An 18827-nucleotide genomic window follows, 5' to 3' on the forward strand; every position below is an offset into this window, starting at 1 on the left:
AAGGAGTACTTAAAATGGACCATTTGTTTAGCACGTATCAATTAAAAAGCTTAGCTTTAAAAAATCGAGTGGTTATGCCACCAATGTGTCAATACTCTGTGACAGAAAAAGATGGAATTCCAAATGACTGGCACTACAACCACTATGTTAGTCGTGCAGTAGGTGGGACTGGATTAATTATCATTGAAATGACCGATGTTGAACCAGAAGGCCGAATAACAGATTATGATTTGGGATTATGGTCTGATGATCAAATACCTACTTTTCAACGTATAATTGATGCAGTACATTTTCACGGTTCTAAAATTGGGATCCAGATTGCTCATGCTGGCAGGAAAGCAGAGGACGCTAATGTACCAGTCGCTCCTTCTGAAATAAGATTTAGTGAAGCCTATAAAACACCAAGAGCTTTAACAACAGATGAAGTGAAAGGGATGGTTGAGAAATTTCGATTAGCAGTTCGTCGTGCTGTAAAAGCGGGGGTTGATACAGTAGAGTTACATGGTGCTCATGGTTATTTAATTCATCAATTTCAATCTGAGCTAACGAACAAAAGAACAGACGAATATAGCGCGCTAACGAAATTTGGTGTAGAAGTTATTCAAGCAGCGAAAAGTGAGATGCCTGCAGATATGCCTTTAATCATGCGAATTTCTGCTCAGGAATATGTTGAGGGTGGCTATGGAATTAAGGAAAGTATTGAATTGGCTAAAGCGTATAAAGAAGCGGGAGTCGATATATTTCATATTAGCGCTGGAGGAGAAGGAGAAATTGCCGCTGCGGGAAGACCTGGAACACATGCTGGGTATCAAGTACCTCTTGCAAGAGAGATTAAAAGAGCAGTGGATGTCCCGGTTATTGCTGTAGGACGTTTAGATGAACCAACTCTTGCTAACGCGGTTATTGGAAATGGTGAGGCCGATTTAGTAGCAATTGGAAGGGGCATGCTACGTAACCCTTATTGGACACTCGAAGCTGCATCAAAACTAAACAAACAAACGGATATACCAAAACAATACAAGGCAGGATTTTAATAAACCCACCCCACCCAATCATTTGGGTGGTTTTTTGTTGGTGCCTGTCACCACCCGAATTTTCTTGTTTCACGAGATGTTTCACGTTTGGAGTGTTGGTTTTTAGATATTTGGTTATTATTTTCTCTTTACAAAGGATTTTAAGATAGGCGACAATAGATATACTGATAGATTGTTTAAGGGGAGCTTTTAATGAATACCTTTTTAACCTATGAAGAGATAGTTAGTAAATGTGAGAAGTTAAATGATATCTATGAAATAGAAGAAGATAAATTTTATAGGATAGTTGAGAACTGGTCTGATCGTGATGTTTCTACTGACAGTAAGTTGCTTGCGACATACAAGGAGTTATTGCAAGTTGTCAGCAATGAAGTGGAAAGTATGGAACAGGCAGTTGAAATGTCTCCGACTTGTAGGTTAGGGTGTGCGTTCTGCTGTTATTTTCCCATCATTATAAACGGTATGGAAGCAAAATTAATCAAAGAAGCTATTTCTCATTTCCCTAAATCTAGAGAAGAGGGCATAAAACAACATTTAGCTAACTACTACGATAAATATAGTGATGAAATTGAACAGATTACTAGATTAGATTTTGAAAACGATCCTGATTTTAAGTATAAATATAAGAAGAGCAATATTCCATGTCCGATGTTAAATACGGAAACAAATCAATGTATGGCCTATGAACTCCGTCCTATTCCATGTCGCACATATGTAAATTATACAAATCCCAAAATTTGCGAAGAGGAAGTAATGCCAAAAGAAACAATTAGTTATGAGTTTTTGTATAGTGAATATATGGGGGCACTAAATGAATTCCTTCAGTTTTTATATGAGGAAGGTGATACCTCATTTATTGAGTATCCAAACGATGTTTATGAGGAAGATTACTTGGCAAATTGGCTGAAAGAACTAGTAATCATTGAAAAGTGAATAAGAAACAGTCACGAATTAGATTCATGACTGTTTCTTATTTTTGTTATTATAGTCTTGTTAAAGTTATATATTCTAGAATGCGCCAGAGCCACCTCCGCCACCACCGACTCCACCGCCACCGCCAACAGTAGATCCTGAAGAGGAGGAGGCATAAACCGTTTGATTTGCTTGGTTAAATCTATCTGGTAGATAATCGGCTATCACCATCAAGGCAATTAGACTGTGAGCAGATGTATAAAAACCATTGTTATAATCAGGTAAAGTCTTAGAAAACGCTTCGTTCTTTAATTTTATTGTTTTGTCGTTCGTTCCTAAACCATAAATGAATGCTTTCATTTGATCATGTTGGTTCCATCTCTTCCATTCTTTTTCCTCTAACTGATTAAACTGATCCTTCCAAGCTAGCCATTGTTGCTTTATTCGGAGCCCTTTCTCTGTTCTTGGCCTGTAACAGATTGCAAAAGTAACTAATCCGAAAAATAATAATAGAGTTAGAAACATCCATGTAAACAAATCAAACACTATAAAAAAGATAATAAAGGGGAAAGTTAGGAAACTAGCAAGAGCTGCTGTCCATCGCATGAATGTATTCTTTTCCGTCAAATCATGTTCGTTAATTTCTTCTTTCACAGCCTGTAACCATCTATGATAATCATTTTGGTAGGTAGAATGGTTTACCTTGTTCTTTGTATAGTTGTTTATATCGTCGACGTGGAATAGACCGTTTTTGCCTATCTTATAAAAAATCCAATCTATTAATATTTTTTCATGATGGATATCAGTTTCGCGACCCGTGACCTCCATTTCATTTTCACTTTTCTGTCTGACCAATCCTTTTTGTACGAGATTAAGCAACGATGCACTTAATACTTCAGAGCGATTACTCATACTACCCATATAGACAACAGTTGCGGGCAAGCTCATTTCATCCTTAGGTAATACAGAGTGAAATGCAGAACTACGTGAAACTTCCCAAGCCACTCTTCTTTTCTTGAGGAAAGCAAGTACAATGATGGAACCTAAAAATATCGTCAATACGATAATCAGATAGGGTGCGATTAGGTTAAAGAAATCCTGCTTATTTTGGAACTTAGCAATTTTCTCCTCTAACACACTCTTGTCATGGATTATGTCATCATATATGTTCTTGTCTGCAAACAATGAAGCTGTAGGAAATAGCTTCGCGTCGTAAGCAACTCGAATGTCTCCATTCTGTCCATCATTGACTTTTCCCATTGCAAAGTGGGCAACGCCATCTTTGTTAGCTCTAAATGTACCTTCCGCTTCATCATATCCGATGCCGATTACATTATCTGTAGGAGAAGGTGGATAAATATAAATATTCATGTGTTCATAGGTGGATTCGTTGCTATCATCGAAAAAGGGCCAGTAAAATTGTCCCAAATCACGATAGAGCTGGACTCCATTATTTATCGTATAAGTTAGTTTTACTGTTAAACTATCATCCGCTCCGCTTCGATAAATCTTGTACAAATGGTCCTTTTTTTCTACTTTTAATGATTTATTTTGATCATAAGCATCCACATTGGAGATGGATGAGTGATCTTTAGGTCTAAGTGTACGTGTTATCCCGTTAAACTCCCCATTAAATTGGTATGTATGATGCTCTGTTACTTGTACGTCACCATTGGCTTGTAAATGGGCATCTATTCTTGTTTCAGAAATGCTAAAATCAACCGCTAATAATTGGGAAGGGAAAAAGTATAAAGAAATAATGATTAAGATAGTAAGTGAAATTACTTTTTTCATCGGTAGATCTCCTTTCTTCTTTAATACGTGGAACTATAAAAATAGGTTTCAAATAATTATAAGTATAGTAATGTGTTTTATAAAGGTGGAAAGAGACTATCTAGAATTTTAACTAGTTGTATTTGAAACTAAAATATAAGCAATTTTGTATGAAAAAACAACTAGAATATTAGTCTGAGTGGCTGTACGTACTTAGCTATATTACAGAGAATAAGGAAACCTAAACGAAAAGGTGAAGAGAAATTCGATGAGGTATTTTATTGTGGTAATTTAATTGCTTCCTTGTTCGTTAAAATATTTCGAAATATAGTTGAAATTATGAATTAGGTTTCATAGTTTATTTTATAGATTTATAAGTTAGCACGTTAAATTGTGTTAGGATAACTTTATTGATTGCTTTTATTTACTTTAAAAAAAAGGAGAATTAGTAACTAATGAATTATTTCTATAATAGGCAAAACGTGACAAATGATTCATGGGAAGCTTATCGAGACGTAGAGGAAAAGGGAAAGATGGTGTTATCGAGCGTAGAGTTTACAACTACCTATCTTTGTAATATGCGGTGTGCACATTGTGCAGTTGGATATGATCTGCAAATGTTAGATCCAAATGCTTTACCTGTGGACTTAATTCTAAGAAGATTAGATGAAGTTAAACATTTGCGAACGATTAGTATTACAGGTGGAGAGCCAATGATGTCTAAAAAGTCCATCCGAAATCATATTTTACCACTTTTAAGATATGCGCATGATAGAGGTATAAAAACTCAAATTAATTCAAATTTAACTCTTCCATTTAGCCGTTATAAGGAAATTATTCCGTTTCTTGATGTCTTGCATATATCTCACAATTGGGGCACAATCAATGAATTTGTAGAAACAGGATTTGCACGTATGGAACGAAAGCCAACAAAAGAAAATAGGGAAAAATATTTTGAACAAATGGTCGAAAATGCCCAGCGGTTATCGTCTGAAGGGGTTCTGGTCTCAGCAGAAACAATGTTAAATAAAAGGACCCTTCCATATTTAGAGCAAATTCATGATCATATTATCCAAATGGGGTGTGGACGTCATGAAATTCATCCTATGTATCCGGTTGATTTTGCAAGTCAATTAGAAACATTAGCGTTAGATGAAATGAGAGAAGCAGTTAGTAGGTTACTAGATTATCGTGACGAGAAATTGTGGATGCTTTTTGGTACGCTGCCGTTTTATGCTTGTAATTCGTCAAAGGAAGACCTTGCTCTACTGGAACGATTACATAATAGCAAAAATGTAACAGTAAGAAATGATCCGGATGGACGTTCACGTTTAAATGTAAATATTTTTACTGGGGAAGTGACAGTTACTGACTTTGGTGACGTTCCACCACTTGGTAATATACAATCCTCTACATTGCAGGATGCGTATCAAAAATGGAACAAAACAAAAATAGCAAACGAACTGAACTGTCATTGTCCAGCAGTAAAGTGCTTAGGACCAAATATCTTAGTGAAAAATACGTATTATGAGCGTGTTGATTTCCATGAGCGAACTGCTAAGATTAGCATGTAATTTTTATAGAAGAAGGTAAGGGTTAGGTTTAAAAAGAATGCTCTCAACAATTTTTTGAGAGCATTCTTTCATTTTTCTTCTAATTTGAGTAATTGCATACGATTGTTAAATAGGGAAGGGTAAGATAAGTACCCAAGCATTATACTTGTAATTACGGCAGTTGTTAAAAGTATAAATAAAATAAGTAATTGAAATTGCACAGCCTGCACAGGATCTGCTCCTGCAATAATTTGGCCACTCATCATCCCTGGCAATTGGACAAGCCCAATTGTTTTTTGACTTTCGATAGTTGGAATGGTACTGGACTTTATGGATTGTACTAATTGAGTATGAATAGCCTGTTTGGGGGTACCACCAAGAGATAAAATCAATTCCGTTTGTTCTACATGGTCTTTAACTTCTGATATGAAGCGGTTTAAAAATAGAATGGACAATACCATGGAATTCCCAATAATCATTCCGCTGATTGGAATTATGTATTGAGCAGTTGATGGGATAATGGATAGCCCCAGTAAGATACTTTGAGTTAGTATTTCAATAAAGAGAAAGGTAAGAAAGAGTTTCCATGTGATACCTTTTATTGCTTTACCTTTCCTTCTGGCATTTTGAGTTGCAGCTCCAATCATTAATAAAACCATTAAGAAGATAAAAACAATATTTTCTGTCTCAAAAACAAAATGGAGAAGGTATCCAACTGCTAGTAACTGGATAATAGAACGAACTGCTGCGATAGTGGTATCTTTTTCTAATCCTAATTTAAGCGTTTTTGATAGTAGTAGAGGGATGATAACAAATATTAGTGCTAGCGATAAGGTTAAGTAGTTCACTGCTCATGCCCCTTTACAAAAAGTCTTACCTTTTCATCGATTGGATCATCGAGGAGGGAAGGGGGTCCGGCTTCCACAAGTTGACCGTTCATCATCACCCAAGTATAATTGCCTAATGTTCTTGCTTGTTCTAAATTATGTGTAATCCAAATAATTGTCGTTTTGTACTTTTTATTGATTTTTACGATTAACTCTTCAATATCTTGCTGAGAGACTCGATCCAAAGAAGAGGTAATCTCATCCAATAGTAAAATATCTGGTCGATTGACTAGTGTTCTAGCTATCGATAGTTTTTGCCTTTGTCCACCTGAAAGATCCTTTACATCTCGATGTAAGAAATCTGATGTGAGTCCAACATCTTGTAAGAGTTCTAATGCAAATTCCTTAGAAAATTGCTTGCCTTGTAGATCAAATGGAAGGCTTAAGTTTTGCAAAATAGTACCATTTATCATTGCGGCACTTTGAAGTGCAATCCCCACTTTTCGCCGTAACTCAACTGGGTTATATTCATTAATCGTCTTATCATTGATATAAATCTGTCCTGAATTTGGAGAGCGTAATCCGTTACATAAGCGAAATAACGTTGTTTTTCCTGCTCCAGATGGCCCAACAAGTGTTGTTATATATCCCTCAGGAAATGAGCCAGATATATTTTTTAAAATAGCTACTCCTTTATCGGAATAACTGATATCTTTTAAACTAATTGCTTGTCTTGTCATTAATTTTCCCCTTTAACATAAGCCTTTTTTTTAATTAATTCCAGAGTTGTATTCTGGCGAAATGAAGTGAGTTTTAGCACGCATTGGAAAGGTAGAAATCAAAAAGATACTTGTTATGAAGTATTTATAGACTATGTCTCCTTCAACTACATATGAGAAAATCCTATTGTAAACGTCCTTCCAAAATGTTATTTCCGTATACGAGTAGCAAGGCTAGACCAACTGCTAGGCCTAGGTATAGAAATAATGCAGCTAACTTCGTCCTAGTGGATGATTGATAATAGGATCTGATTTGATCAATTTCCTTATTCACTTCTTGAAGATCTTTGTTATTTCTATCTAAGATATTCCTTAAATTAAATGAACTATTTTCAGATAGTGCACTTGTAAGTTCCAGAATTCGATTAGTTAGTAACTTTTCCTCCGCGATTAATTGTTTTTTTACTTTCCTGCTCTTTTTTGTTCGGTTAATCATTAGCTGGTTTATTTTATATTTCTGGTCTATTAATTGATTTAACAAACGCTTAAGTCCGTCGTAGTTAAAGGAAGTTTCTGAAGTATGTTTTGTTACAAGAATTAATTCCTCATTCACTTTTGTCAAAAGAGTGTGTTGACTTTTCAATATATCTACTTTTATAGCTTCCTTTCTTTGGTTCAACCAACTGAATATTCCAAAAATAAAGAGAAGGAATAGAATCGGATCTGGTGAGATAAACATTATTGGAATGAGAATAATTAATCCTAATAACCAAATTTTAGTGGACAAAACACTTACTATCCGACCGCCATCAAGTGGAGAGATAGGGAATAAATTAAATAAATTTAGAAAAGCTCCTAAATGAATGATAAGGGCCCAATAAGGATTTCCTGTGATAAAATAAAGTAATACAGCTGGAATTATGGAAATCAATCCTGCAAGTGGTCCTCCGTATGCAATAAAAAACTCTGTTCTTGCATTAGGGATTTTCTTTGGATCAATACCAATTGCAGCCCCCATAAACGGTATGAAAATCGCTGGACTAGTTGGTATTTTTTTAACTTTTGCAGCAACAAGATGTCCGAGTTCATGAATGAAAAGTAGATAGATAATGGCAATGGCAAACTTCCAACCGTAAAAGAGAGCATACCCCCAAAGTGAAACCAACATGGATGCTAGCGTAGCAAGTTTGCCTAGTTTAAACAATGCTAAAAACCATTTTAATTTTGATAATACAAGTAGGATGATTGCTGTAGGCCATCCTAGAATACTTCTTGACCTAGGTTTAATCTTATTAGTTGACATGCTAAACCTCCAAATGAGTTCGTTCTAACCTTATCTACCATTTTATTCCTCCTGATAGATTTAGTCCAATAAAGCTTTGCATTTAAGATGTCGCTATTTATTTGGTCTATTATTATTCTAGTATAGAAAGTTTTAATATGGAGGAGGATTCTATATGAATAAGGTAAATGTGAAAGATAAATTTTCATTGTTTAAAGATTATTGGAGTCTGAAAATAGTGGGTCAAGTAAATGATGCTCACGTGAAATTAGCGAAATTAAGGTGCCTGTCACCACCCGAATTAACTCAGTTTTTGTCGAATTTATTCACGTTAACTTTTATGTATCCACCACATATAGTGGTGGGGAAAAGAAAAGTTGGGTTTTATATAGGTTAGAAGTGTTTAACTTGGTATTCAGAATTATCATCTTTTTGGTTACTAGTATTTGCAATGAAGGAGTCTGTGTTCGTTGAAGAATTAGATTGCTTAGAATTAAGTCTATCTGATTTTGTTGTGGAAATAGTCGACCGATTCGGGTTTGTTGGACTACTGTCATTCCCGTTTGTATTATCTAGGTTTTGTTTAGAAGTGGAAGTAGTACTGGACGTTTTTATCTTAGATGGATTATTTAGAAATTTGGACGGCTTAACCTGACTATAAACCCCACTTGCAGTTAACCCAATTATAAGTGCAGTTAGTATTTTGTTTACAATATCTTGTGGTATAAAGACTAATATTAACCCAAAGCCAATCGCCAAAAGGGATCTATAATTCATTGGTATTTTTAAGGCATTTCCTACTACAGTTACGAGTGCTGCAACAATGGCTGAGATGGTTGCTAAATTAGAAGGATCTATGTTGGTAATAGTCATCACAATTTATCCCTCCTTTTTCTTTTTATTATTAGAATACGTTTAAATGTTCAATATGCAATCTTACGGACGAGCCTATTATAAAATATAAGGAGATATCCTAGAACAGAGTGGGCGATAGACTGCCAAATGCTATCTTGTTTCTCTAATAACAACAAGAAAAACAAGGTTAAACAAATGATAAATATGTAAAAAAAGTGTTGAAGTTTACTGATAATTACGATATATTTAGACATATTAGTACAAAAGACGCACATATTAAGCTTTTTGGTATTATTTGAAAATATAAGTGATACGTTGGAATTAGGTCTTTCGTTTAAAGTGTATATAACTCTCTTATTTGGTTTCTAAAACAATGAGAACTGACTTCTGACGATGTAGTTAGCTATTCCTTTCAAAAGTGGATAGCTTTTTTTATTATCTGTTAGTTTGTAAGAAAAACTAACAAACTATTAAAGGTCAAATTAGAGCATAATCTCCAACATTATGTGTGTACTAATTGTTAAATCTCGCTACATGAAGAAACTCCAAGGGGGATGTCACATGCTTAGGAAGATTAGATTAAAAAGATTTAATGATTTAACGATAGGTTGGAAATATGGGGCAATTTTAGTCATTGTTTTTCTTTTATTTGGTATTTCAACTGCTATTATTACTACATTAAATCTTCAAGTAAAAGAAGGTATTGAGACTCAAGACAGTACAAGTGATCGGGCCATTAGTGCAACAGAGATGAGTTCAATCATTGATTCCAAAGGAGTTCGAATTGTTACCTATGTGCAATCCCCTGATGAAGCGGTGTTAGCGGAGTATGAAAGCTATCAAGAGGATTTTAATTTATTAGCAGAAAACCTTAAAAAGAAAGTAGATAATGAACAATTACAAATGGTTGACCAAATCATAGCTAATGACAAGCAAATGAATGATTTGTTTTTGAAAGAAATAGTTCCTTATATGCAAAGCGGTAATAGGGCTATGGCAAGTAGTTTGTCTTTGAAAGCGAATGATCTTCGGGGTGAAACAGTTAGCCTGTTAATATCATTACGAGATACACTGAGTAAGGAAAGAAATCAAGTTTCTAATGAAGTTCAAAGCATTCAACAATTAAGTTTCTTTGTATTAATAGGGTCAATGTTGCTATCCATTGCAATAGGTGGATTACTTGTCTTTTTAGTAAGTAGAAAACTTTCTCAGAATCTAAATAAGGTAGTTATCATGAGTAGTGGAATTGCCAATGGAGATTTAAATGTGGATCAAATTAGCTATGAAGGAAACGATGAGATTGGCCGTATGGCATCGGCAATGAACTTGATGTCAAATAACTTAAAAAATGTTATACAACAAGTATCAGCGATTTCTAGAACACTGATGAGACAAAGTGAAGAATTAACGCAATCATCAACTGAAGTGAAGGCGGGATCCTCACAAATTGCAGTTACGATGGAAAGTCTTGCGTCAGGCTCTGAAACACAAGCGAATAGTGCAGGAGAGCTATCCAACGCCATGGAAGCATTCTCCTCTAAAATGCATGAATCAAACCAGAACGGTGAGTACATTTATAATTCTTCTAACCTTGTTCTTCAGATGACTACAGAAGGCACTCAGCTAATGCAAGATTCTGTCAAACAGATGGCAACAATCGACCAAATAGTACAGGAAGCCGTTGAAAAGGTAAAAGGCTTAGATGTTCAATCTCAGAAAATCTCTCAGTTAGTTTCGGTAATTAAAGACATTGCTGAACAAACTAATCTGTTAGCTTTAAATGCTGCGATAGAAGCTGCTCGTGCTGGTGAACATGGTAAAGGCTTTGCTGTTGTAGCTGATGAAGTAAGAAAACTTGCAGAACAAGTGGCGAATTCTGTAAAAGATATAACCGGAATCGTTAATAGTATTCAAGGTGAATCGACCGATGTAGCAGAATCGCTACAAGGTGGCTATAAAGAAGTAGAAAAAGGCACCTTACAAATGGAAACTACAGGTACAACGTTTGCTAATATTAACAATGCAGTAAAAGATATGGTAATTAAAATTCAAACAGTTACAGATAATCTAGCCATCATGTCAACAAATACGGAATCTATGAGTGATTCTATTGAGGAAATTGCATCTTTATCCGAAGCGTCTGCTGCAGGTGTCGAGCAAACTTCCGCCTCAGCCCAGCAAGCAAGCAGTTCAATGGATGAAATTGCGACTAATTCAGATGAATTGACTAAACTGGCTGAACAGTTAAATAGTATTGTAAGACAGTTTAATTTGTAATTCTTTAGGGCCTCTTCAGAACAGGAGAGGCCCTTTATTGAGGATTTTTTTAATATTTGAGCGTCAGTAAAAGGTTTACACTAGTAGTGCTAAATTCAGTTATAATGTAGGTATAATGATTAGAATATAGAAATGGATGATTAACATATGAACCATCAACATTATTCACCTTATATGTCATTTTCTAGAGCAGATTGGGCAAAATTACGTTTCAGTACTCCTTTAACGATAGGGGAGAGCAAATTAAATAGTCTACTAGGTATTAATGAACAGGTTTCCTTGCAGGAGGTAATAGAAATCTATTTGCCGATTGTTCGTTTAATTAAACTGAGAGTGGATGCAATCTCAAACTTACATATGTCAACCAATACATTTTTAGGGAGAGATACAAAAAAAGTACCATTTGTGATTGGTATTGCAGGAAGCGTAGCAGTTGGAAAGAGTACAACTGCTAGGATTTTACAAAGCCTTCTATCTGATTTGCCAGGTCATCCAAAAGTAAATCTCGTAACAACAGATGGATTTCTGTTTCCGAACAACGTTCTTAAACAAAAAGATTTAACAGATAAAAAGGGGTTTCCTGAAAGTTATAACTTGAATAAGTTATTAAAATTCTTATTGGATATTAAATCGGGCCAGAAGATAGTTCATGCCCCTGTGTATTCCCATTTATATTATGATGTTGTTCCTAACGAATATATCGAAGTTAGGAACGCTGATATAATTATTATTGAAGGGATAAATGTACTGCAGCCTCCAAAGCAAAAGGCTAAATCTAGTACATTTGTTTCTGATTTCTTTGACCTCTCTCTATATGTTCATGCTAAAGAGGATGATATAAAAACATGGTATTTGGAACGTTTTTTTATTCTTCAAAAGACAGCTTTCCAAAATCCTGAATCCTACTTTCATCGTTATGTAGGTTTGAGTGAAGAAGAGTTGATAGAGAAAGCATCAGATATATGGGAACGAATAAATAAAAAGAACCTTGAAATAAATATAAAGCCAACTAAGTATCGAGCTGATATCATTCTTGAGAAGCAAAAGAATCATTCCGTCACCAATATCAAGCTTCGAAAAATTTGATTAGCTGATGGGTAGAATTTGTTAGTGGGGTGTTAAATGAAACTTACTTTATTAAATTCGTCAAGACTTATTATGTTTATTTTGATCAGTTATATTTATTATTCTTCCTTACAAGAAGCTAACATATTACATACTGTTTATGTTTGTACCTCCATACTAATATTTATAATAAACCATGTGCTTATGCTCTCTATCAAACAACCTAAATATAGTCCTATATTTATTGCCATAGATAGTATTTGCATAACTGGATTTATTTTTCTTTTTCCTGGGTCAACCTTATATTTAATTTTATTCGGTGTAAATGCAGTCACACTTTTTCTTGCAATTGATAAAATCTCAGTGATTATATCGTTTGTCACTACTTTCTTCATCGTATGGGCCGTAGGGGTAGGATATACCTATCATGTGACGGGTGTAGTAGATCTCATGAGTAATATTGTCAACTTTACGTTTATTACTTTTGCATCGATTGTAGGAAGTTTAATTCGTAAATTAATTAATGCACAAGAACAAATAGCTGTTCAATATACAGAATTGAATGATTCGCATAAAGCTTTGAAGGATGCTCACCTACAACTACAATTTTATACAGAACAGGTTACGGATCTAACGATGATTCAAGAGCGAAATCGTATATCAAGAGAAATTCATGATACGGTTGGTCATAAGATGACAGCATTACTAATTCAATTACAATTAGCAAAAGAATTGCAAGAGACGGATTTAAATAAAAGTAAAACAACGATAGAACTATGTGAGGAATTATCAAGAAGTGCTCTTCAAGAAATAAGATTGGCTGTACGAACGCTTCAACTAGATAAAAAAAACGAGAATCGTTCGATCGTCCCCAATATAACAAAAATACTAGAGGAGTATCAGCGTATGACTGGTTTACAGGCAGACTTTCATTTCAAAGGTGAACCAAATCTTATTCCACCCTCCACACAGATACAAATTACAAGAATCTTACAAGAATCGATTACCAATGCTGTTCGTCATGGGAAGGCAACGATATGTAAAGTAAGCGTTGATGTTTCAGAAACTAATATTGTTATGTCTGTAAAAGATAATGGGAAGGGAGTTAACACAATTAATCCTGGATTTGGTCTTAATAATATGAGACAACGAGTCCATGAGCTTGGTGGTAGCCTGACGTTTGAGAGTAGTAAAGAATATGGATTCTACGTACATGCTAGTTTCCCTTTAAAAGAAATATACTGGAAGGCAGGAGAGTCTTTGTGATTACTGTACTGATTGTTGATGATCAAGAATTGATGAGGGATGGTCTAGCCTCTATATTGGATCTTAAACCACAACTTTCCGTAGTCGGAGTAGCATCTGATGGTCAAGAAGCTTTTGAAAAAGCAAATAAGTTAAGACCAGATATCGTCCTAATGGATATCCGTATGCCAGAAACGAATGGAGTAGAAGGTACAAAATTAATCACTTCTACTATACAAGAGACAAAGGTGTTAATGCTAACAACGTTTAACGATAGTGAACTAATATTCCAAGCACTCGAAGAAGGGGCTAGTGGATACTTGTTAAAGGATATGCCCACTGATTCGATTCTACAAGCAATATTAACTGTTCATGCAGGCGGGATGGTACTTCCAAGGGAGCTTACTGCTGAAATTGTAAAAGAGATGCGAAGGACAAATACCGTTGAAAGTCCAATTTCACTCCCTACCATAATAAACGCGTTAACAGAGCGAGAATTGGAAGTATTAGAGAAGTTGGGATTAGGTTTTAATAATAAAGAAATTGCTAGGGAACTATTTATTTCTGAAGGGACTGTCAAAAATCACGTCTCTAATTTAATTAATAAACTTGAGGTAAGAGATCGAACACAGGCAGCCATTTTTGCTGTTCGTTACAGTATTACTATTTTTGAATAATGCCTTTATTTGTTTAAATGTAATAAGGATTTGTCGAAACTAGATTGTTAAAGTGATTTAGTTGTTACGATTTTTATAAAGAGATAGAATAAAAATATCGTCAAAAGGAGAGGAGTTTCATATATGACTACATATTCAAATGTTGAAAATACGAAAAAGTTGATTAAAGAACTTGTTTCCATTCCTAGTCCTTCTGGAAACACAAAACAAGTAATTGATTTTGTAGAAAGCTATTTATCGGAATTAAGTGTTAAAACGTATAGAAATCGTAAAGGAGGGTTAATTGCCACTCTACCTGGTTCGAATACAGAGGAACATAGAATGTTGACTGCACACGTAGACACACTAGGTGCAATAGTTAAGGAAATTAAGGGGAACGGGCGACTTCGTCTCGACTTAATCGGTGGATTTCAATACAATTCTATTGAAGGAGAGTATTGTCAAATACAAACAAACACGGGTAAAATCTTTACTGGTACGATATTAATGCATCAAACATCCGTTCATGTGTATAAAAATGCTGGAAAAGCAGAGCGAAATCAGGAAAATATGGAAGTAAGAATTGATGCAAAGGTAACGAATGCTGATGAAGTTCGTTCATTGGGAATAGAAGTAGGGGATTTTGTGTCATTTGACCCTCGCGTTGAAATTACAGAAAATGGCTTTATAAAATCACGTCATTTAGATGATAAAGCGAGTGTTGCGATTCTGTTACAGTTAATAAACAGAATCAAACAGGAAAGGATAGTCCTTCCATATACAACGCATTTTTTAATTTCTAATAATGAAGAAATTGGGTATGGTGGTAATTCAAATATTACACCGGAAACGGTTGAATACCTAGCGGTAGATATGGGGGCAATTGGAGATGGTCAATCCACAGATGAATTCACAGTCTCTATTTGTGCAAAGGATTCAAGTGGTCCATATCATTATGAATTCCGTAAACATTTAGTAGAATTGGCAGAAAAAAATAATATAGGTTACAAGGTTGATATTTATCCTTATTATGGTTCTGACGCTTCAGCTGCCATTCGTGCTGGTCATGACATTATTCATGGTTTAATTGGTCCGGGAATTGATTCCTCTCATGCATTCGAAAGGACACACGAACTTTCACTTGAGCAAACGGAACAATTGTTATATTACTATTTACAATCCCAGATGGTACAGTACTAGTATTAAACAGGAACTCTGTCTTAAGATAACAGAGTTCCTGTTTTTTAATAGTGAGCAAGTAATCCTTTTTTCATAGCTACTCTTTCGCAATATAGAAAAATTGATAAGCCGATAAAGAAGTAAATGATTGCATTAAAACCCAATATTAGAAAGTCACTATAGCCAATTTGTGTGATGGAAGCACCGTCAATCATTACCTGACGAACTAGATCGACCCCTTTAACAATGGGGAAAAATGCTAAAAAAGGTGCAACAGATAAAGGGACAAAAGCAAGTGCTGCTAAAATGAATTGCAATATTTGGAGAAAAGCTTGAATCTGCTTTAGTATTACTGTAATACCAGCAATAATAAACCCAAGTCCAAACATACTAATTAATGTAAGTATAAAAATGGGTATAAGAGTGATCACGTCAATATTCAGCCATTGGCCAGTTGTAGCCATAGATAAATAGAGTAATCCAATAATGATAAGAATATGTACTAATGTGGAAGAAACTAATCGTGCTGCCATAATTCGCCATATTCCCATCGGAGACATACCGAGTTGCTCTAATGTTCCTTGGGTAGCTTCGTTAGAAAGTTGCCAGCCTATGTCATTAACAACGATCATCGTTAAATACCAAAAAATATAGTTAACAATTACATATTGAATATTCATGTCTTGGGTAGTAGGGTCGCCGATCACTTGGATGCCAGCAAACATAGCGAGAAAGATAATATAAAAGGTTAGTAACATGGCAATTGTATTTGGTAGGTAACGCTTTAACTCTATATATTCCTTGCGAATATTTGCATTAAGAAGATTGAGCAACTTCATGTGTCTTTTCCCCCTTTACTATTTTCATAAAAATTTGTTCAAAGTTTACAGTTTGTCGATCAATAGACTCTACTGGTGTTGCTTGTAATTTTAATATGTCAAACAGGTCATAAATTTCTTCACTTTTTAATAAATCAATCTCGAGAGTAGATTGATAGGAATCGGAAACGTAAGTATGATTTGGGAACTTTTGTGTTAAAAGTTGTTGTTGCATAGAGGACAGTAGTCCACCTAGTGATACGGTATAGGAGCGAACCTCGAACAACTTTAACAGATTTTCTACTCGATCATCAGTAACAATCGATCCATGATTTATTATAATTGTACGCTCACAAATATCTTGGATAACATCCATATCATGTGAGCTAATAATAATCGTACGATTGTATTCTTTCACAATATTTTTGAGAATGGTTCGGACTTCATAACCGGTTTCTACATCAAGTCCAAGGGTAGGTTCATCAAGAAGAATAACGTCACTTTCTGCAAGCATAGCAACAGCAATTGCTAGCTTTTGTTGCATACCTCGTGAAAGTCTATTAACGAGTTCATGCTCTTTTGATTTTAAATGGAATTTATCTAAGAGGTCATTAATTAATGGGGCAACTTCTTTACGGGATATACCTCGATTGCCAGCGAAGTATTCCATATTTTCTCTTACTGACAACCGCCAATATAGGTTGCGATTACCTTCTAGGACAGCACTGATATGTGTTAAAGCTTTTAACCTATGAGAGTCAGTATCTATACTATTTATAGAGATCGATCCAGAATCTGGTTTGAGCAGCCCACATATCATTTTAATCGTAGTAGTTTTACCAGCTCCGTTTGGTCCTAATAAACCTACTATTTCCCCTTTATAAACGTCAAAAGAAATAGAATTAACCGCCTGTATCATTTCTTTTGACTTTCTTTTCCGATAAGCTTTTTCCACATTCCTAACTTTAACAATTGGTTCCATCAAATCATCCTTTCTTATTTGCATACGTTTAGTTTACCGAATTTGGAAAAGTTACAATACAAACCTTAGATTTAAAAAGACTCAGTCTAAAGGCGGATTCAGAAGGTGTTAACAGTTCTTATAATTATACGAAATCAATATACCTTTGGATTCGTATTTTTAATCATTTCCTGGGAAACCGCAAGATATGACTAAATAACTTAATATCATACATAAAAACTATAGGGATTGTGTAACAAATTTAACTCTATAGGTTTTGAAGTAATTGCCATTACATTAATTTGTCACTTTCCTAAATATTATTTGTCCTGTATAATATATTTCGTGTGCCGAAGGAAAGGGTGAATAAATATGGAAAGTACAACAGCAGAAATGAAAGCAAAAACACAAACAACTAAAGATAAAATCTGGACAAAAGACTTTGCCCTCATTTGTATGGCAAACTTTTTTATTTTCTTAGGGTTTCAAATGACCCTACCAACACTCCCGTTATTTGTTCAACAACTTGGTGGTAGTGATCAATTAATTGGTATTATAGTAGGTATATTCACTTTTTCAGCGTTAGCATTCAGACCGTATGCAGGTCATGCCTTAGAGTCAAAAGGTAGACAGTTCGTGTACATGATCGGTCTTGCTATTTTCGTTTTATCTGTAGGGTCTTATGCACTAATTGGTAGTATTGTTTTTTTACTATTAATGAGAGTTGTACAAGGAATTGGCTGGGGGTTTTCAACAACTGCAACAGGTACTATCGCAACCGATTTAATCCCTCCTAAACGAAGAGGAGAAGGGATGGGTTACTTTGGTTTATCAGGAAATATAGCACTTGCATTCGGGCCGGCACTTGGCTTGACACTTGTCGGTAAAATTTCATTTAGTCAATTATTCTTAATATGTGCTGCTCTCGGTGTCGTTGCTTTTCTATTATCCTCCAAAATTACGTATAAAAAGGTAGAACAATCGAAATATAAATCAGCACCAATGAAATTTGATATTTTTGAAAAGAGTGCGATACAACCTTCCATTTTATTATTCTTTATAACTGTTACGTTTGGTGGAATAGCCTCATTCTTACCTTTATACACTGCCCAGGAAGGGGTTAAAGGGATTGAGATGTATTTTTTGATCTATGCTCTCTTTCTTATGATCTCTAGAACATTTGCAGGAAGATTGTATGATACAAAGGGGCATATCTTTGTCTTTATACCTGGAACATTGATGATTCTAAGTGCAATGATTTTGTTAGTATGGTTACCAAACTCTTTCGTTCTTTTCATTGCAGCAGCTTTATATGGTTTGGGTTTTGGAAGTGTTCAACCAGCACTTCAAGCTTGGTCCGTTGATAAGGCAGCTACGCATCGAAAAGGAATGGCAAATGCCACCTTCTTTTCTTTTTTTGATATGGGCGTAGGGATTGGAGCGATGACATTTGGAGTAATTGCATCCTCTTTTGGATATTCTTTCATTTACTTAACCTCTGGGTTTTCGGTTTTAATTTCAATTATTATCTATATATTTTTATTGATTAAAACGAGAGAAAAAGCAATTGTATAAATAAAGGGCCTTTTAATTAAATAGAAGGCCCTTTTTTTGTCGAAATTGTTATATTGTTCCTTAACTTTTAGGAGGGGAATATATATCCAAATAATA

17 protein-coding genes are annotated in these 18827 nt (G+C 34.9%); 10 read left to right on the forward strand and 7 right to left on the reverse strand.

Translation table 11 applies throughout. The features are described from left to right. The first annotated feature begins 14 nt into the window (after nucleotides 1–14). Together H7K77_RS15030 and H7K77_RS15035 are read left to right on the forward strand one after the other, a co-directional pair. Nucleotides 15–1034: an NADH:flavin oxidoreductase/NADH oxidase gene (locus H7K77_RS15030; RefSeq protein ID WP_186578796.1), complete on the forward strand. Its 1020-nt coding sequence runs from the start codon at nucleotides 15–17 to the stop codon at nucleotides 1032–1034. Nucleotides 1035–1226: 192 nt separating this feature from the next. Further along, on the forward strand, nucleotides 1227–1967 hold the full coding sequence (locus H7K77_RS15035; protein WP_186578798.1) for a YkgJ family cysteine cluster protein: 741 nt from the start codon (nucleotides 1227–1229) through the stop codon (nucleotides 1965–1967). A 75-nt stretch (nucleotides 1968–2042) separates the two neighbouring features. On the opposite strand, the gene H7K77_RS15040 is transcribed toward H7K77_RS15035, so the two are convergent. Continuing rightward, complete coding sequence (locus H7K77_RS15040; protein ID WP_186578800.1) at nucleotides 2043–3740, reverse strand: DUF2207 domain-containing protein; 1698 nt, start codon at nucleotides 3738–3740, stop codon at nucleotides 2043–2045. Nucleotides 3741–4174: 434 nt separating this feature from the next. Here H7K77_RS15040 and yfkAB point away from each other — a divergent pair, with 434 nt between their 5' ends. Further along, on the forward strand, nucleotides 4175–5293 hold the full coding sequence (gene yfkAB / locus H7K77_RS15045; protein ID WP_186578802.1) for a radical SAM/CxCxxxxC motif protein YfkAB: 1119 nt from the start codon (nucleotides 4175–4177) through the stop codon (nucleotides 5291–5293). Nucleotides 5294–5361: 68 nt separating this feature from the next. Here the strand turns inward: yfkAB and H7K77_RS15050 are convergent, their stop codons facing one another. From H7K77_RS15050 to H7K77_RS15060, 3 genes are all read right to left on the reverse strand, one after another. After that, entirely contained in the window at nucleotides 5362–6120 is a 759-nt protein-coding gene (locus H7K77_RS15050; protein WP_186578804.1) for an ABC transporter permease, read from the reverse strand. Beyond that, on the reverse strand, nucleotides 6117–6839 hold the full coding sequence (locus tag H7K77_RS15055; protein ID WP_186578806.1) for an ABC transporter ATP-binding protein: 723 nt from the start codon (nucleotides 6837–6839) through the stop codon (nucleotides 6117–6119). The genes H7K77_RS15050 and H7K77_RS15055 overlap by 4 nt, the downstream gene beginning before the upstream one ends. 163 nt (nucleotides 6840–7002) lie before the next feature. Continuing rightward, nucleotides 7003–8121, reverse strand: coding sequence for a site-2 protease family protein (locus H7K77_RS15060; RefSeq protein WP_186578808.1), 1119 nt, complete (start codon nucleotides 8119–8121; stop codon nucleotides 7003–7005). 154 nt (nucleotides 8122–8275) lie between these two features. Between H7K77_RS15060 and H7K77_RS15065 the strand changes: the two genes are divergently transcribed. Next, nucleotides 8276–8497 carry a cupin domain-containing protein gene (locus H7K77_RS15065; protein WP_186578809.1) on the forward strand — a complete coding sequence of 74 codons (222 nt, stop codon included), beginning with the start codon at nucleotides 8276–8278 and terminating at the stop codon, nucleotides 8495–8497. Here the strand turns inward: H7K77_RS15065 and H7K77_RS15070 are convergent. Then, complete coding sequence (locus H7K77_RS15070; protein ID WP_186578811.1) at nucleotides 8494–8976, reverse strand: hypothetical protein; 483 nt, start codon at nucleotides 8974–8976, stop codon at nucleotides 8494–8496. The two genes, H7K77_RS15065 and H7K77_RS15070, sit on opposite strands and share 4 nt — an antisense overlap. A gap of 540 nt (nucleotides 8977–9516) precedes the next feature. Between H7K77_RS15070 and H7K77_RS15075 the strand changes: the two genes are divergently transcribed. The 5 genes from H7K77_RS15075 (at nucleotide 9517) to H7K77_RS15095 (ending at nucleotide 15398) form a co-directional block, all read left to right on the forward strand. Then, a complete protein-coding gene (locus H7K77_RS15075; protein WP_186578813.1) occupies nucleotides 9517–11232 on the forward strand; it encodes a methyl-accepting chemotaxis protein in 1716 nt (571 codons plus the stop codon). A gap of 147 nt (nucleotides 11233–11379) precedes the next feature. Further along, the gene (coaA, locus tag H7K77_RS15080; RefSeq protein ID WP_186578815.1) at nucleotides 11380–12318 is read left to right on the forward strand and encodes a type I pantothenate kinase; all 939 of its coding nucleotides are present in this window, start codon (nucleotides 11380–11382) and stop codon (nucleotides 12316–12318) included. Between the two features lie 36 nt (nucleotides 12319–12354). Continuing rightward, entirely contained in the window at nucleotides 12355–13563 is a 1209-nt protein-coding gene (locus tag H7K77_RS15085; protein WP_186578817.1) for a sensor histidine kinase, read from the forward strand. After that, nucleotides 13560–14219, forward strand: a complete 660-nt coding sequence (locus H7K77_RS15090; protein WP_186578818.1) for a response regulator — start codon at nucleotides 13560–13562, stop codon at nucleotides 14217–14219. Before H7K77_RS15085 ends, H7K77_RS15090 begins: the two co-directional genes overlap by 4 nt. A 123-nt stretch (nucleotides 14220–14342) precedes the next feature. After that, a complete protein-coding gene (locus H7K77_RS15095; RefSeq protein WP_186578820.1) occupies nucleotides 14343–15398 on the forward strand; it encodes a M42 family metallopeptidase in 1056 nt (351 codons plus the stop codon). 44 nt (nucleotides 15399–15442) lie between these two features. Here H7K77_RS15095 and H7K77_RS15100 read toward each other — a convergent pair whose 3' ends face one another. Next, nucleotides 15443–16216, reverse strand: a complete 774-nt coding sequence (locus tag H7K77_RS15100; RefSeq protein WP_186578822.1) for an ABC transporter permease — start codon at nucleotides 16214–16216, stop codon at nucleotides 15443–15445. After that, on the reverse strand, nucleotides 16194–17177 hold the full coding sequence (locus tag H7K77_RS15105; protein ID WP_186578824.1) for an ABC transporter ATP-binding protein: 984 nt from the start codon (nucleotides 17175–17177) through the stop codon (nucleotides 16194–16196). The genes H7K77_RS15100 and H7K77_RS15105 overlap by 23 nt, the downstream gene beginning before the upstream one ends. A 351-nt stretch (nucleotides 17178–17528) precedes the next feature. On the opposite strand from H7K77_RS15105, the gene H7K77_RS15110 reads away from it, so the two are divergent. Next, the gene (locus H7K77_RS15110) at nucleotides 17529–18731 is read left to right on the forward strand and encodes an MFS transporter (protein ID WP_235988951.1); all 1203 of its coding nucleotides are present in this window, start codon (nucleotides 17529–17531) and stop codon (nucleotides 18729–18731) included. The last annotated feature ends 96 nt before the right edge of the window (nucleotides 18732–18827 follow it).

Source organism: Aquibacillus kalidii, assembly GCF_014280935.1.
Classification (GTDB): Bacteria; Bacillota; Bacilli; order Bacillales; family Amphibacillaceae; genus Aquibacillus_D; species Aquibacillus_D kalidii.